General features: G+C 44.4%; 14 protein-coding genes. 10 read left to right on the top strand and 4 right to left on the bottom strand.

From position 1 onward, the window contains the following. The first annotated feature begins 3 nt into the window (after positions 1 to 3). From LAQ65_RS05670 to LAQ65_RS05635, 8 genes are all read left to right on the top strand, one after another. Positions 4 to 1,221: an SRPBCC domain-containing protein gene (locus LAQ65_RS05670; protein ID WP_224115973.1), complete on the top strand. Its 1,218-nt coding sequence runs from the start codon at positions 4 to 6 to the stop codon at positions 1,219 to 1,221. Positions 1,222 to 1,337: 116 nt separating this feature from the next. After that, on the top strand, positions 1,338 to 3,521 hold the full coding sequence (locus LAQ65_RS05665) for a penicillin acylase family protein (RefSeq protein ID WP_224115972.1): 2,184 nt from the start codon (positions 1,338 to 1,340) through the stop codon (positions 3,519 to 3,521). Between the two features lie 9 nt (positions 3,522 to 3,530). Then, the gene (locus LAQ65_RS05660; protein ID WP_224115971.1) at positions 3,531 to 4,304 is read left to right on the top strand and encodes a CHAD domain-containing protein; all 774 of its coding nucleotides are present in this window, start codon (positions 3,531 to 3,533) and stop codon (positions 4,302 to 4,304) included. A 14-nt stretch (positions 4,305 to 4,318) separates the two neighbouring features. Further along, on the top strand, positions 4,319 to 4,729 hold the full coding sequence (locus LAQ65_RS05655) for a VOC family protein (RefSeq protein ID WP_224115970.1): 411 nt from the start codon (positions 4,319 to 4,321) through the stop codon (positions 4,727 to 4,729). Next, complete coding sequence (locus LAQ65_RS05650; protein WP_224115969.1) at positions 4,729 to 5,265, top strand: NADPH-dependent FMN reductase; 537 nt, start codon at positions 4,729 to 4,731, stop codon at positions 5,263 to 5,265. Before LAQ65_RS05655 ends, LAQ65_RS05650 begins: the two co-directional genes overlap by 1 nt. Positions 5,266 to 5,303: 38 nt before the next feature. Beyond that, a complete protein-coding gene (locus tag LAQ65_RS05645; RefSeq protein ID WP_224115968.1) occupies positions 5,304 to 6,062 on the top strand; it encodes an SDR family NAD(P)-dependent oxidoreductase in 759 nt (252 codons plus the stop codon). Between the two features lie 68 nt (positions 6,063 to 6,130). After that, positions 6,131 to 6,745, top strand: coding sequence for a hypothetical protein (locus tag LAQ65_RS05640; protein ID WP_224115967.1), 615 nt, complete (start codon positions 6,131 to 6,133; stop codon positions 6,743 to 6,745). A 23-nt stretch (positions 6,746 to 6,768) separates the two neighbouring features. Next, complete coding sequence (locus LAQ65_RS05635; RefSeq protein ID WP_224115966.1) at positions 6,769 to 7,353, top strand: GNAT family N-acetyltransferase; 585 nt, start codon at positions 6,769 to 6,771, stop codon at positions 7,351 to 7,353. On the opposite strand, the gene LAQ65_RS05630 is transcribed toward LAQ65_RS05635, so the two are convergent. Genes LAQ65_RS05630 through LAQ65_RS05615 form a run of 4 tightly spaced genes read right to left on the bottom strand, consistent with a single transcriptional unit; the run spans position 7,343 to position 12,342 of the window. Beyond that, complete coding sequence (locus LAQ65_RS05630) at positions 7,343 to 8,080, bottom strand: pyridoxine 5'-phosphate synthase (RefSeq protein WP_224115965.1); 738 nt, start codon at positions 8,078 to 8,080, stop codon at positions 7,343 to 7,345. The two genes, LAQ65_RS05635 and LAQ65_RS05630, sit on opposite strands and share 11 nt — an antisense overlap. 28 nt (positions 8,081 to 8,108) lie before the next feature. Then, on the bottom strand, positions 8,109 to 10,592 hold the full coding sequence (locus tag LAQ65_RS05625; protein WP_224115964.1) for a TonB-dependent receptor: 2,484 nt from the start codon (positions 10,590 to 10,592) through the stop codon (positions 8,109 to 8,111). 37 nt (positions 10,593 to 10,629) lie between these two features. Next, positions 10,630 to 11,286: a ribulose-phosphate 3-epimerase gene (gene rpe / locus LAQ65_RS05620; RefSeq protein WP_224115963.1), complete on the bottom strand. Its 657-nt coding sequence runs from the start codon at positions 11,284 to 11,286 to the stop codon at positions 10,630 to 10,632. A 36-nt stretch (positions 11,287 to 11,322) separates the two neighbouring features. Beyond that, complete coding sequence (locus tag LAQ65_RS05615) at positions 11,323 to 12,342, bottom strand: tetratricopeptide repeat protein (RefSeq protein ID WP_224115962.1); 1,020 nt, start codon at positions 12,340 to 12,342, stop codon at positions 11,323 to 11,325. A gap of 73 nt (positions 12,343 to 12,415) precedes the next feature. Here LAQ65_RS05615 and LAQ65_RS05610 point away from each other — a divergent pair, with 73 nt between their 5' ends. Beyond that, positions 12,416 to 13,531 carry a TolB family protein gene (locus LAQ65_RS05610; protein ID WP_224115961.1) on the top strand — a complete coding sequence of 372 codons (1,116 nt, stop codon included), beginning with the start codon at positions 12,416 to 12,418 and terminating at the stop codon, positions 13,529 to 13,531. A gap of 42 nt (positions 13,532 to 13,573) precedes the next feature. Next, positions 13,574 to 14,047, top strand: a complete 474-nt coding sequence (locus LAQ65_RS05605; protein WP_224115960.1) for a hypothetical protein — start codon at positions 13,574 to 13,576, stop codon at positions 14,045 to 14,047. The last annotated feature ends 3 nt before the right edge of the window (positions 14,048 to 14,050 follow it).

The following is a 14,050-nucleotide window of genomic DNA, read 5'->3' as shown; positions in this document are numbered from 1 at the left end:
TATATGGAAATTAAAATATTTGATACCTATAACGAGTTGTCCCGCCTTGCTGCAAATGATTGGTTGCAATTATTAGCACCAGTAAAAAACCCATTGGTTTGTGTGGCTTCAGGTGACAGCCCTGCCGGTTTATATAAAAGTCTGGTGCAATTGTCAGGCGATGGCAAATGGGATGCCGGCAAGTATAATTTTTTAGGCCTTGATGAATGGTTGGGGATGAATGGACAGGATGAAGGTTCCTGCCGGTACCACCTCGACCAGCAGTTTTTTTTCCCGCTGCAGGTTGCTGCTGGAAAAATTTCCTTTTTTGATTGCAGGTCCGCAGACCTTCAGGCAGAATGCAAAAAAGCGGAAGATTGCATTGCGAATAACGGCGGATTAGACCTGGTGATACTGGGACTGGGTTTAAATGGCCATGTTGGCATGAATGAACCCGGAACCGATGTGGCTTCACGGTCGCATATAGCCGAACTGGATCCGCAATCCGTGCAGGTCGGGCAAAAATATTTCACCCGCCCCCAGGAACTTACTGGTGGACTTACCCTTGGCCTGGCCACTATCCTTGAAGCCAGGTATATCTTCCTTATTGTTAGCGGATTACACAAAGCCGGAATCGTTAAGGAGCTATTGGAAGGACCTGTTTCCAACTCGCTTCCGGGTAGTTTATTAAGGAACCACCCTGGCGCTACGATTTACCTGGACAAAGAATCAGCTTCCTTGTTGTCTGAAAAAACCCTTGCTCATTATCGGGTTAATATGAGTGATAATACTGCTGCACATGAAACCGGGGGAAGCTTTGATATTCTGTCCACAAGGATATTTGCAGTGCCCAGGGAGCGTTTGTTCCGGGCCTGGACAGATCCCGTACAATTAGCCCGCTGGTGGGGTCCCAAAGGTTTTACTAATACCTTCCGGGAGTTCAATTGCATACCTGGCGGTAACTGGATTTTTACGATGCATGGCCCTAATGGCGTTGATTATCCGAATCATAGCAGGTTTATCAGCATCGAGGAACCCGTTCAAATCATACTCGACCATATTAATGCGCCAAAATTCAGGTTGGCGGCCAGTTTTGAAGATCTGGGCGGTCATACCCGGCTTAATTTCCGGATGATATTTGATGATAAAGTTGTGCGCGATGCTGTTAAAGTTTATGCCGTTGATGCCAATGAGCAAAACTTTGATCGCTTACAGGTTGTGCTTGACCAGGTTGATGGATAGATTTTAAAACTGTTTTAAAAATCCTTTGCAGCTCAATTCACTGTTGCCGCCTCGCCTTCCGGTAAAGATTTGGAAATGGCCGGAAGCCTATCCGTTTATTCAAACTAACTTTAAGTATGCGTTTTTTAATTCTACTTTTTTTGTTGCCCATTCAGTTGGTCGCACAATCGTTTTCTACTAAAGAAATTGCCAGATGGGAAAAACAAAGCCAGCGGGTAAGTATTATCCGCGACAATTGGGGGATTCCCCATATTTATGGCAAATCCGATGCTGATGCGGTATTTGGATTGCTTTATGCACAGTGCGAGGATGATTTTAAACGTGTGGAACAGAATTATATTGAAAAATTGGGCAGGCTTGCAGAAGTTAAAGGTAAAGATGCTATTTATGACGACCTGCTGATCAGGATGGTGCTTGATTCTTCTGCTGCCATTAAAGATTACCAGCATGCCCCGGGTTGGTTGAAGGAATTATGCAATGCTTTTGCCGATGGCATTAATTTTTATCTTTTCAAACATCCTTCTGTAAAACCTGCACTGCTGAAACGCTTTCAGCCCTGGTACCCTATGCTTTGGACAGACGGAAGTATTGGCGCTATTAGTACTGCCGATATCGGCATTAATGAATTAAAGGCTTTTTACGGAGATGCTGCCCCCGTCGCTAAAATAGCCGGGCCCCTGGATGAAAAGGCAACCGGCTCCAACGGTTTTGCCATTTCACCATCAATTTCGGCATCGGGCAATGCTATGTTGTATATCAACCCGCATGTCAGCTTTTATTTTCGCCCGGAAGTGCATATGGTTTCAGAAACAGGCCTCAATGCATATGGTGCAGTAACCTGGGGACAGTTTTTTATCTACCAGGGTTTTAATGAATTCTGCGGATGGATGCATACTTCAAACGCTGTTGATGCAGCAGATTCATATATTGAACAGTTAAGTAAAAATGATAAAGGGTGGACCTACAAATATAATGAACAACAGTTGCCGGTAACTGTAAAACCAATAGTAATCAGGTATGTAAACGGGTCAGTCATGGAATCAAAGACCATTCCCGCTATGTTTACCCATCACGGACCCATTATGGCAAAACGCAATGGGCAATACCTGAGTATGAAAGCAGATAATCGCCTGTTGAACGGATTGATACAATGCTGGCAGCGCACCAGGGCTAATAGCCTGGCAGCTTTCGAAAAAACCCTCGACCTGAAAGGGAATATTTCCAATAACACGGTCTATGCCGATGCCGCCGGAAATATCGGTTACTGGCATGGCAACAGGATTCCTGTCCGGGACCCGTCGTTCAACTGGAGCAAACCTGTAGATGGTACCATAAAAGCCACCGAATGGAAGGGCTTGCATCCGATCAGCGAAACCGTACACCTGCTCAATCCTGCAAACGGCTGGTTACAGAATTGTAACTCAACTCCGTTTACGGTTGCAGGGACTAACAGTCCGGTTCAAACGAACTATAGGGCATATATGGCGCCTGATGGCGAAAATTTCAGGGGTATTAATGCAGTCCGGGTATTGAGCATGGAGAAAAGCTATACACTTGATAAACTTATAAAGGCGGGCTACGATAAACACCTGGCAGCATTTGAATTGCTGGTGCCCGCATTGCTTAAAGCATTCGATAAAGATATCTTGCCAGGTGATACTTTATACGCCTACCTGGCCGGACCAATTGCTGTTCTCCGGCAATGGGATTTAAATAGTGGTGAAAAATCAATCGCAACTACCCTTGCTGTTGAATGGGGACAGAAAATATTGCCGGCAATTTTTCGCACCAGGGATATAGAGGATGAGGAACTGGACCAGGTGGCAAAAACAAAATTATTTGCAGCTGATGCAAGCAGCCAGGAATTATTAATGCCATTGCTGGGTGCGATCCGGGAACTGCAAATAAAATATGGCCGCTGGCAGTTACCCTGGGGCGAGATCAACCGCTTCCAGCGAATATCCCCGGCAATTGACCTGCAGTTTGATGATGCACAACCCAGCGTACCCGTTGGTTTCACTTCTTCCACATGGGGTATGTTACCTTCATATGTAAGCCGGCAATTCCCGGGTACGGTAAAACGGTATGGGGTTAACGGCAATAGTTTTATCTGTGCGGTGGAATTTGGTAAAAAAGTAAAAGCGAAATCATTGCTTGCTGGTGGAGAAAGTGGAAACCCACACTCCCCGCATTTTAAAGACCAGCTGGAAATGTATTCCAAAGGGGAATTCAAGGATGTTCTTTTTTATAAAGAAGATGTCCTGAAGCACGCAGAACGGACCTATCATCCGGGTGATTAATATTTCGGTATGCTAACCATTGCAAAACAGGAAGAGATCCTTACAAAAATTGCCCTGGCACTGGAGAAGAATTTACAAAAATTCAATTCTGGGGGTGTAGTGGAAGAATTGCACCAGTTCAGGGTAAAAACGAAAAGGGTCAATGCACTTTTGTCGCTGGTAAATGCCTGCAAACCAGATAGTGATTTGATAATCGAAAGTAAACCCCTTGCAAGGTTATTTAAGGAAGCCGGGAAAATCAGGACTGCAGATTTAAACATCAGCCTGATGAATAAATATGGCTTTACAGATGAAGCCCTGCAAAGGGAACAATATGAACTGTTGGACAGGCTGGTCCTGATTTTCAAGCTTGACCTTGATACTAAAATCCGCAAACTGCGAAAGTCTTTAAGGAAAATCAGGACAAAACTTTTCGATATAAAAAATGATGCTGTAGTTGCCTTTTGCAATGACCTGATCAGTTCGGAAATCCAGTTTTTCTCCGGCACTTACCATAATTCAGGTTTGCATGAGAACCGTAAGAAAATAAGGCACCTGCTCACTGCCTTGAAAATATTAAATAAACGCCGTACAGATCAGCTTCGTGTGAATGTTGAATACTTATACAACTTGCAGCTGCAGATCGGCGAATGGCACGACCTGCTTATGTTCGCTACTAACTTTAATGGCGCAGGTATTGAAAATGAGCTTTTATTGCAAAACCTGAATGTTCAGGTAAATAGTAAAATGTCGGGTATTAATGATATGGTCCTGGATTTCGAAAACAAGTTATTTTTACCCTGAGTTATATTTTGACTATGCAACAGAAATTAGCGCTTATTGCTATTGTGGTTGATGATTATGATTTGGCTATTGCATTTTATACCCAAAAAATGAATTTCCAGCTGGTTGAGGATACCGCCTTAACAGATACGAAAAGGTGGGTGGTTGTAGGGCCGAAAGGGGATGGGGGATGTAACCTCCTTTTAGCGAAAGCAGCTACTGATGAACAGGCGGGCAGGGTTGGAAACCAGACCGGTGGCCGTGTATTCCTGTTCCTGCATACCGACAACCTGGACCGCGATTACCAATATTTTACGGGCAATGGAATTTCTTTTGTACGGCCGCCAACGGAAGAACCTTTTGGCAAGGTTGCTGTATTCAAAGACCTGTATGGAAATCTTTGGGACCTGGTTGAACCAAAACAACAAAAGCCGATTCTCCAATAATGACCCGGAAAAAAATCCTTGCTATTTGCGGTAGCACCAGGAATAATTCTACCAACCATCGCCTGATAAAAGCGATTAGCCAACGATTTGCTGACCGGGTTGACCTAGTTCCCTTTAATGAAATTGGTACTATTCCGGTTTTTTACCCGGGTATTCCTCCCGAAGAGCATCCACCGCAGGTATTGGCATTCCGGCAACATATAAAAAATGCCGACGCAGTACTGATTTGTACACCGGAATATGCCCATGGCGTTCCCGGTGCTCTGAAAAATGCTATCGACTGGACGGTATCTTCCGGCGAATTTTCCCAAAAAATCACTGCATTGATCACCGCTTCAACCGATGGCAGATTTGGCCATGCAGCTTTATTAGAAACCCTTAAAGTGATTGAATGCAAAAACATTTCTGAACTTCATCTGATCATATCCTTTATACAAACGCGATTAAATACCGAAGATGATTTCACCGATGAAAAAACAAGGAATGATGTTGAAGCCCTGATGAATGCCTTATTGCTGACCATTAACACAGGATGATCATATTTGTCATTCCGTTTATTTTAAAAAACAAATCAATGTCTTCAAAAATTGCACTCGTTACCGGAGCAAGCCGTGGCCTTGGAAAGGATATGGCTGTTTCCCTGGCTAAAAAAGGAATCGATGTTATAATAACCTACCATACTAATAAAGAGGAAGCCGAAAAAGTAGCCAGCCAGATTGTCAAAGGCGGACAAAAAGCTGCTGTTTTACCATTGGATATGTCCAAATTATCTCTGCTTGATGAATTTGTAACTAAGGTTTCAGCTGTTTTGCAATCGACCTGGAACACCGACAAATTTGATTTCCTCATCAACAATGCCGGCGTAGGTGCTACAATCCCCATTGCGCAGGCTACAGAAGAAGCTTTTGATCACTTATTGCATATCCACTTTAAAGGAGTCTATTTCCTTACACAGAAATGCCTGCCTATTTTAAATGACCAGGGGGGCATTGTTAATATTTCGTCTGGCACTACCCGTTTTTGTGTTCCCGGCTATTCAATTTATTCTTCTATGAAAGCCGCGGTTGAAGTGTTTACGAAATATTTGGCAAAGGAGCTGGGGCAAAAGGGGATAAGGGCGAATATAGTTGCCCCCGGGGCAACTGAAACTGATTTCAATAATGCAGCTATTAGGAGTAATCCGCAAATGAAAGCCTTCATTACCAGTCAAACACCACTTGGGAGGGTCGGTCAGGCCGACGATATTGGCAGTGTGGTTGCATTTCTCTGTACAGAGGATGCCAGGTGGATCAATGGACAAAGAATCGAAGTATCGGGTGGGATCAATTTATAAGTCAGGGAACTACGGACCCTCAAAAATTGGTTGTAAATTGACTGTGGTTCCGGAAATCATTTATAGCTATGGCTCCAGGAAAAATATTTTATATAAGTGCAATAGGCATTCTACTCACTTGCATGTTCTGGGCAATGTCTTCCTGTAGCAAGGAATATAGTTATGAAGCCCGGACTGTAATCGATTCCCTTCCTTCTGTGGATACCCTGAATAGCCATGATTCTATTCCCGTTATTGGCCTGGAATTTCCCGTTTGTCCTGGCTGCGACAGCATCGAAAAACTTTCACCATATTACTGGAGCTTTATAGTAAATAAGAGATTGGTTTGTGGAACAATTACGGCTACCTATGTGAATTATGAACGAACCGGGATTACTTTTTTTGGTCCTTCTGCCTGCGCCATTGACAGCGGGCTAGTTATAGATGCATTTTTTGACGCCGGATTGTTGAATGCTAATAATAACAATTTCCAGGCGAACAGGGTAAACTGGCAGTATTACGATAACAACATAAATAACCAGATCCTTTCCTCCTGGATGCCACACGTATTTAATGTTACGATTGATAGTTATTCGCATGAAACGGGTATAGCTGTTGGTGGATTCAAAGGGTATGCAAAGATGCTGATGGGGGATAGTGTGGCGGTTTCTGATGGAAGGTTTAGGATTTTACTTGAAAAATAACACTTGTAACACCACCTGGTGAAATGAAAGCATGCAAACCAATTGTCCTGCGAAATGGCCAGGAAATTGAAATTGGCCAATATGAAACCAGTGATATCGGAGCACTGGTAAACTACCTGTCGGCATTAAGCGCTGAAACCCGTAGCAGGTTTGGCCCGCATCCATTTGATAAAGAGACGGTATCTGCATTGTACAAATATCCATCACCTTTTATGGGATTCATTGCAAGGATAAAAGGCCTGCAGAAAATCATTGCTTATGCTGTTTTAAAAGTCGGCCTGCTGGATCATGACCTGAACCGTTTGCAGCAGTATGATTTCCAACCTGATCCCATGCATGATTTTACTTTTGCGCCTTCCGTGGCAGATGCCTGGCAGGGTACCGGTGCAGGAACAGCTGTTTTAAATTATATCGTTGATGTGTTAAAGCATGTTGAGAAGCCGAGGTTAATCCTTTGGGGTGGTGTTCAGGTATCAAATCACCGCGCAGTATGGTATTACCAAAAAAATGGTTTTACTACCCTGGGCAGGTTCGAAAACAATGGCTGGAATTACGACATGGCCCTGGAAATATCCAATACTTCTCCTGAAATGGATATTATTGGTTAATATCCTTTCCTTCTTTTAATTGCCGTTTATACAACTGGATGGCATTTTCATACCCTAAATACAATGCATCACAAATTAAGGCGTGCCCAATGGAGACTTCATCTAAATAGGGCACCTGTTTCGCGAAATATTGCAGGTTGTGCAGGTCAAGGTCATGCCCCGCATTGATGCCCAGTCCAAGTTCATGCGCCAGCTTCGCGGCTGCAACATATGGGGCAACCGCAGCCGCAGGGTCCTGTGCATATTGCCTGGCGTAACTTTCGGTATACAACTCAATCCGGTCGGTGCCTGTAGCTGCCGCGCCTTTCACCATCTCAGCAACCGGGTCAACAAAAATGGAGGTCCTTATTCCGGCTGCTTTGAATATGCCGATCATCTTAACCAGGTACTCTTTATTGGCAATGGTATCCCATCCATGGTCTGAAGTGATCTGTCCTTCGGCATCAGGAACCAAGGTTACCTGGTGTGGCTTTACTTCCAGGACCAGGTCAACAAATTTTTGTTCCCTGCAATTGCCCTCAATATTGAATTCTGTAGTTATAATGGGCCTGATTGCCCGTACATCTGCATAGCGGATATGGCGTTCATCCGGACGCGGGTGCACTGTTACCCCGTCGGCTCCGAATTGCTGGGCATCTATTGCTGCTTTCAAAACACTTGGGTTATCACCACCCCGGCTGTTCCTGATGGTGGCAAACTTGTTGATATTAACGGACAACTTGGTCATGCCGCAAAGATAAGGAGCCCAAAATCAATTACCACCGGGCTACCAGCTTCAGGTTCAGTAGCCTTGGGGTTAACCGGTTCGGAATGGCATAAGTGGTATTGGAAAAATCCTTAACCAGCAGGTATGAAATCGTATTGGCATGGTCAATAATATTAAATACCTCAAGGGTTGCCCAGATATTTTCAAAATTCCTGAATGGACTATGGCTCCTTCGTTTTGACTGGTCACTATCCAGCAACAGGGCACTAAACCCGATGTCTATGCGCAGGTAAGGATCTATTACCAGCGCATTACGGTATTTTACGTTATTAGGTATATTGTAAGGTAGGTTTGATCCATAAATGGTATTGAGATAAACCTTAAAGTTTTTATTGGTGGATAAATAATCCTGGAAGAACATACCCAGCGTTATGAACCGGTCTGATGGTCTCCTCAGCCAGCCATGTTGCGTAAGGCTGCTGTCTGTAATATTATTGAGGCTATCGCGCGTATAATTATAATAATAGTCGTTATTAATATTTTCCATGGTTCGCATGAAACCCAGGCTGAGATAGCTTTCCGCATCTTTCACGATTTCACCGAATAACCTTGTTTCAATTCCTGCGGCATAGGCTTTTGCGCTGTTTTCACCATAGTAGCGCAGCCTTACATTGTCAATATCATAAGGAACCACATCCCACATGTTTTTATAATAGGCTTCTGTAGTTAATTTAAGTACCCTGTTAAATGCCTTAAAATTATAATCCATGCCCGCACTTACCTGCCAGCTTTTTTGGGCCTTAAGTGCTTCATTCACCGTCCCATCGTAGCGGCGCATTTCGCGGTAAAATGGCGGCTGCTGGTATATACCGGCACTACCCCTGAATATAATGTCCCTTGACCAGTGCATGGGTTTCCAGGAAATTCCCATACGCGGCGATACCAGCAATTCCCTGTTGAGGTCATTGTAGTTAAGCCTTATTCCGGCTTGCAGGCCGACGCCTGTTGAGTCGCCAAAGGAAATATTGTCCTGTAAATACCCACTGAAACGGTTTGCCCCGATATCGGCATTTGATTTAAGGGAACTGAACAGTGTGAGTTCCCCGGGCCTGTAGGGTAGGGAATAACCTGCGGAATCCTGGTATTCGAATTCCCGAAGCTGGTCCTGTATTTGCTGGTGGTCATATGAAAGTCCCCACATCCAATAATGACTGCCCCGGTCATAATATCCCTTGTGTGAAAGGTTCCAGACATCAATATTTAAACTGTTTCGCGCATAGTTCAGGAACTCACCTGCTCCTAATGGATTTACTATAGATCCGAATCCGGGTTTTGTTTCATCGAAAGACCTTTCCCCGAATAAGTAAGTACCGGAAATGTCTATAGACTCTTTTTCTGTATCTCGGAATCTTGAAGCCATCCATTTTAGCCGAAGGTCCCTGCGCACCTGTTGCACCAACGACAGCCCAACCATATTTGTCTTATACTGGTCTTCTTCACTTCCGTTGAAATATATATCCAGGCCCAGGTTTGCGGTAAAGTATGGTGAAAAAACAGAACTTGAAGGCTGGCTGAATTCTGGTTTCAGGTTGAATTTTGTCTGGGAGAAATTGCCAAAGAGTTCTACCGCCCAATGGTCATTGAACTGCCAGGTAAAAAGGCCTTGCAGGTCTGCAGATGAAGGAACATAACTCCCTTTTGTTTCCTGGCTGGCCAGCAGGTTGCGGTTATTCCGGTTCCTGGCACCTATGAGGTAACTGAAACGGTTATGTGCTGCAGTTCCTTCAAGCTCAAGACCCTGTTCCAGCAAACCAATATAGGCAGAACCACCGGATTGCTTCGGCTTTTTGTATTGTATATCCAGGACAGAAGATAGTTTGTCGCCATACTTTGCCTGGAAACCGCCGTTGTAAAAATTTACATTGCGGGTCATTTCCGGGTTGATGAAACTCAATCCTTCCTGTTGGCCACTTCTTACCAGGTAGGGTCGGTAAACCTCAAAATCATTTACATAAATGAGGTTCTCATCATAGCTGCCACCCCTTACGCTGTAGTTTGAGGTTAGTTCATTACTGGAACCTGTAAAAACCTTGATGAGGCTTTCTATGCCTCCACCCGGTGTGGGTATATTGATGGCCTGCCTTGGATTAACAGTTACTAATCCCGCTTCGCGCCTGCTTCGTTCATCCCTTACCGTTATTTCCTTTAATTCCTGTATGCCTTTTTCCAGCCTGACCGTAACTATTTCTTCCTCGTGGTTACTTAATAAAAAATTTCTTTGGTAAGATTTGTAGCCCTGGTAAGAAAATATAAGCGCCACTGCTTTTTCAGCCTGGACGGAAATCCGGAACTGACCTGAATCATTGGTTTGGGTGCCGCCCGTTTTGCCCAGTATAACTATATTAACACCTGCCAGTGGTAGGTCATTTTCATCTACAACGATTCCTGCGATTGTTGCCATCTTTTTTTGGGCGAATACGGAACCGGCAGAAAGAACCAGCAAAAAAAACAAAACTACTTGTAATGGTTTCAATCAGTCAGCTTTAGGTAGTACCGGGGATTGGAAAGTATTAATTCTCTTTGTCAATATGCTTCAATGCAGAAATTATTGCTTTCGGGTCCGGGGCATGAAAAACGGCACTTCCGGCAACCAACGCATGGGCGCCTGCTTCATACAATGCCCTGGCATTGCCAAGGTCAACCCCGCCATCTACTTCAATTTTCACATTCAGTCCGTGTTCATCAATTTGTTCCCTCAGGGTCTTTATTTTATTAAGTGCATTGGGTATGAATTTTTGGCCGCCAAACCCGGGATTTACACTCATCACCAATACCAGGTCAATATCCGCCAGCACTTCCTGCAAAAATTGAACCGGCGTATGCGGGTTAATCGCAACACCAGCCATCATGCCCAGGTCCTTTATTTGCTGGATATTCCGGTGCAGGTGCGGACAAGCTTCATAATGGACTGTCAGGATATCTGCCCCTGCTTTGCGAAAAGCCGCTGCATATTTGCCCGGTTCCTCAATCATCAGGTGAACGTCACAGATTTTTTTTGTTGCTTTCCTGATATGTTCAATTACCGGCAGGCCATAACTGATATTAGGCACAAAACGACCATCCATTACATCAAGGTGAAACCAGTCTGCTTCGCTTTCATTCAGCATCCGGCATTCGGCCCTGAGGTCCAGGAAATTCGAAGCTAAAAGGGATGGGGCTATGATCATAATACAAGATAAGGAAATTGGGAAAATGGTTTTTTATCACTTTTTCGACTTAACCCTGGCGGCAGCTTCAACGGCTTCCTTGAAGTTTTTATCTAACGCATAAGCCCGGGTATAGCAGGCCAGGGCTTCTTCCTTCAATCCCAGTTGCTCATAACACCGGCCCTGCCAGTAATAGGCGTCCGGAAATGTATTGGAAACAGTTGCAGCAAGTTTGAATTGCTTAAGGGCTTCATCCAGGTTTTTCTGGTCAAAATAGATGATCCCTTTTTCAATATAGGCTTCCTGGAATTTCCAGTCCATGCCAATGCAGGTGCTGAATTGCTCCAGTGCTTTATTATAGTTTTTTACATTGGCGTAATAAACTCCTTTAATAAAAACCGGGTCTATCATTTCCTTGGCCGAATCCCTGGCAATAATCATGTCGGCAAGTACAAGCGCCCTGGGATTTTTTGATTCTGCATAAAGGTTGGCCAGGGTAATGGCCGTTAGCTGTAGGGGTTGCAGGGCAAATGATTTTTCAAGGTCTTTTTGGGCCGCTGCTGTATCCTTTTTTTCGAGGTAAATCAGTGCTCTTTCATGGTATGCTTCAAAATCGAGCGAATCTTCCCCGATAATTCCGGTATAGGTCTGTATAGCCTCATCATATTGTTTGTTTTGCTGCAAAGCTTCTGCCATTCGCCGTTTCAGGTTCATATTGTTGCCATATTTGCTCATCAGCTCTTTCAATACCTGTTGTGCCTCCGGTGCTTTGCCCATCATAAAAAGGGTATTGACCCTTTGTTCTCCCAACGGTTCCGATGGTGCTAAGTTCCATGCTTGCATAAGGTCGGCATAAGCAAGTTCATATTCCCCCGCATGGCTCAGCATTTCTGCCCGCCTGATATAAAGGGCAGGTTCTTTGGGACTGGCCTTTATACTGTCTGATATACCCGAAAACTGGGCCTGCTGGAAAATATTGGTAGAAGCCGTTTTCTCCGAAGATGAACTATCCCTTGACCGGCATCCGGAATCAACCATAAAAACAACGAGCATTACCCCTGCAAACAATGATTTCATTTGCCAAAGCTATGGTTTTCGGCAAAATCAACTTATACCAATACATTTGCGCGGTAAACAGTTGTAATATTTTATGGTATCATTGAATAATTGGCTGGGATTTTCTTCCCTGGTCTTGTTTAGCTGGTTTAATTTTAGTGGTAACCCCAAAACGGCCGATGCTTACCCGCAAATAGCCGATACCCTTCATTATCCCGAAGAAACACATTTTAAAAACCTTCGCCAGTTGACATTTGGCGGAGATAATGCTGAAGCTTATTTCAGCTTCGACAGTAAATACCTTATTTTCCAGCGGACCAATCCCAAAGAGGGCCTGCCCTGCGACCAGATATTCATCGCGAAGGTCCCTACGAAGCCTGATGAGCCCTTCCAGCCTAAAATGGTGAGCAGCGGTAAAGGGCGTACAACCTGTGCCTATTTCCTGCCCGACGGGAAACATTTTATTTATGCCTCAACGCATCTCGGCGGTGATGCCTGTCCCCCGGTTCCCGACCGCAGCAAATATGGTAATCGCTACATCTGGCCATTGTACGAGTCCTATGATATTTTCATGGCTGATACGAATGGCGTGATCATAAAGCAGCTTACCCATTCAAAAGGGTATGATGCTGAAGCTACCCTTTCACCCGACGGGAAGAAAATGATTTATACCAGTGATAAGGATGGTGACCTTGAGTTGTATATCATGGACCTGAAATCTGGTAAAGAAAAGCGTATAACCCATACTGTTGGCTATGATGGCGGGGCCTGGTTCAGCCGTGATGGCAAAAAAATAATCTGGCGCGCGAGCCGGCCTGATACTCCCGAAGAAATTAAGGAATTCAAGGATCTTTTGGCTGAACACCTGGTTGCGCCTACACGTATGGAAGTCTATACTGCAAATGCTGATGGCAGTGATGTTAAACAGGTTACCAACCTGGGCCAGGCTAACTGGGCCCCGGTATTCCTTCCCGACAGCAAACGCATATTATTTGCTTCCAACCACGAATACAAGCGGGGATTCCCTTTTAACCTGTACCTGATGGACCCTGATGGCAGCAATATAGTAAAAGTCAGCCGCGATAAAGGATTCGATGCATTTGCAATGTTTAGCTATGATGGCCGTAAGATTGTATTTTGCAGCAACAGAAACAATGGTGGTACGCATGATACCAATATCTTTGTGGCAGATTGGGTAGAGAGTAAGTAAAGGTTTCAGCATTCATTAATTTAGAAAGTATAAATAATAAATATGTATAACGGTCTACTACACCTGCATTCCCTGATGCGCTGGATTATCCTGGTGCTGCTTGTCCTCGCAATAGTGCGTCATTATAAAGGCATGAACCAAAAGCTTTCATATAGTGCGTCTGACCGGAAGATCGATTTGTTCCTCATGATCTCTGCGCATATCACCTTAATCATTGGTTTGTACCAATGGTTTGCCGGCGAATTTGGTTTTAGTAAGATAAGGGATATGGGTTTTGGGGAAGTAATGAAAAATGCTCCTTTCCGCTTTTTCGCGGTTGAACACATGTTCGGCATGTTATTGGCCATAACTTTTATCACTATTGGCAGGGGAAAGGGAAAACCAGCCACAGCCGGGGCTGCTGAACATAAAAAAGCTTTCGGATGGCTGCTGGTTGCATTGATCATTATTTTGCTTACTGTGCCCTGGCCTTTCCGTGAAGGCATTGGCAGACCCTGGTTCCCGGGTATGCATTAATGA

The organism is Flavihumibacter profundi (assembly GCF_020076305.1).
Classification (GTDB): domain Bacteria; phylum Bacteroidota; class Bacteroidia; order Chitinophagales; family Chitinophagaceae; genus Flavihumibacter; species Flavihumibacter profundi.
This window is presented reverse-complemented; position numbering and strand designations above follow the sequence as displayed.

Excerpts from the sequence above, each read along its gene's own strand:
- LAQ65_RS05665 (WP_224115972.1), top strand. The coding sequence starts at position 1,338 with ATGCGTTTTTTAATTCTACTTTTTTTGTTGCCCATTCAGTTGGTCGCA.
- LAQ65_RS05670 (WP_224115973.1), top strand. The coding sequence starts at position 4 with ATGGAAATTAAAATATTTGATACCTATAACGAGTTGTCCCGCCTTGCT.
- LAQ65_RS05660 (WP_224115971.1), top strand. The coding sequence starts at position 3,531 with ATGCTAACCATTGCAAAACAGGAAGAGATCCTTACAAAAATTGCCCTG.
- rpe (WP_224115963.1), bottom strand. The coding sequence starts at position 11,286 with ATGATCATAGCCCCATCCCTTTTAGCTTCGAATTTCCTGGACCTCAGG.
- LAQ65_RS05655 (WP_224115970.1), top strand. The coding sequence starts at position 4,319 with ATGCAACAGAAATTAGCGCTTATTGCTATTGTGGTTGATGATTATGAT.
- LAQ65_RS05645 (WP_224115968.1), top strand. The coding sequence starts at position 5,304 with ATGTCTTCAAAAATTGCACTCGTTACCGGAGCAAGCCGTGGCCTTGGA.
- LAQ65_RS05630 (WP_224115965.1), bottom strand. The coding sequence starts at position 8,080 with ATGACCAAGTTGTCCGTTAATATCAACAAGTTTGCCACCATCAGGAAC.
- LAQ65_RS05615 (WP_224115962.1), bottom strand. The coding sequence starts at position 12,342 with ATGAAATCATTGTTTGCAGGGGTAATGCTCGTTGTTTTTATGGTTGAT.
- LAQ65_RS05610 (WP_224115961.1), top strand. The coding sequence starts at position 12,416 with ATGGTATCATTGAATAATTGGCTGGGATTTTCTTCCCTGGTCTTGTTT.
- LAQ65_RS05650 (WP_224115969.1), top strand. The coding sequence starts at position 4,729 with ATGACCCGGAAAAAAATCCTTGCTATTTGCGGTAGCACCAGGAATAAT.
- LAQ65_RS05605 (WP_224115960.1), top strand. The coding sequence starts at position 13,574 with ATGTATAACGGTCTACTACACCTGCATTCCCTGATGCGCTGGATTATC.
- LAQ65_RS05635 (WP_224115966.1), top strand. The coding sequence starts at position 6,769 with ATGAAAGCATGCAAACCAATTGTCCTGCGAAATGGCCAGGAAATTGAA.
- LAQ65_RS05640 (WP_224115967.1), top strand. The coding sequence starts at position 6,131 with ATGGCTCCAGGAAAAATATTTTATATAAGTGCAATAGGCATTCTACTC.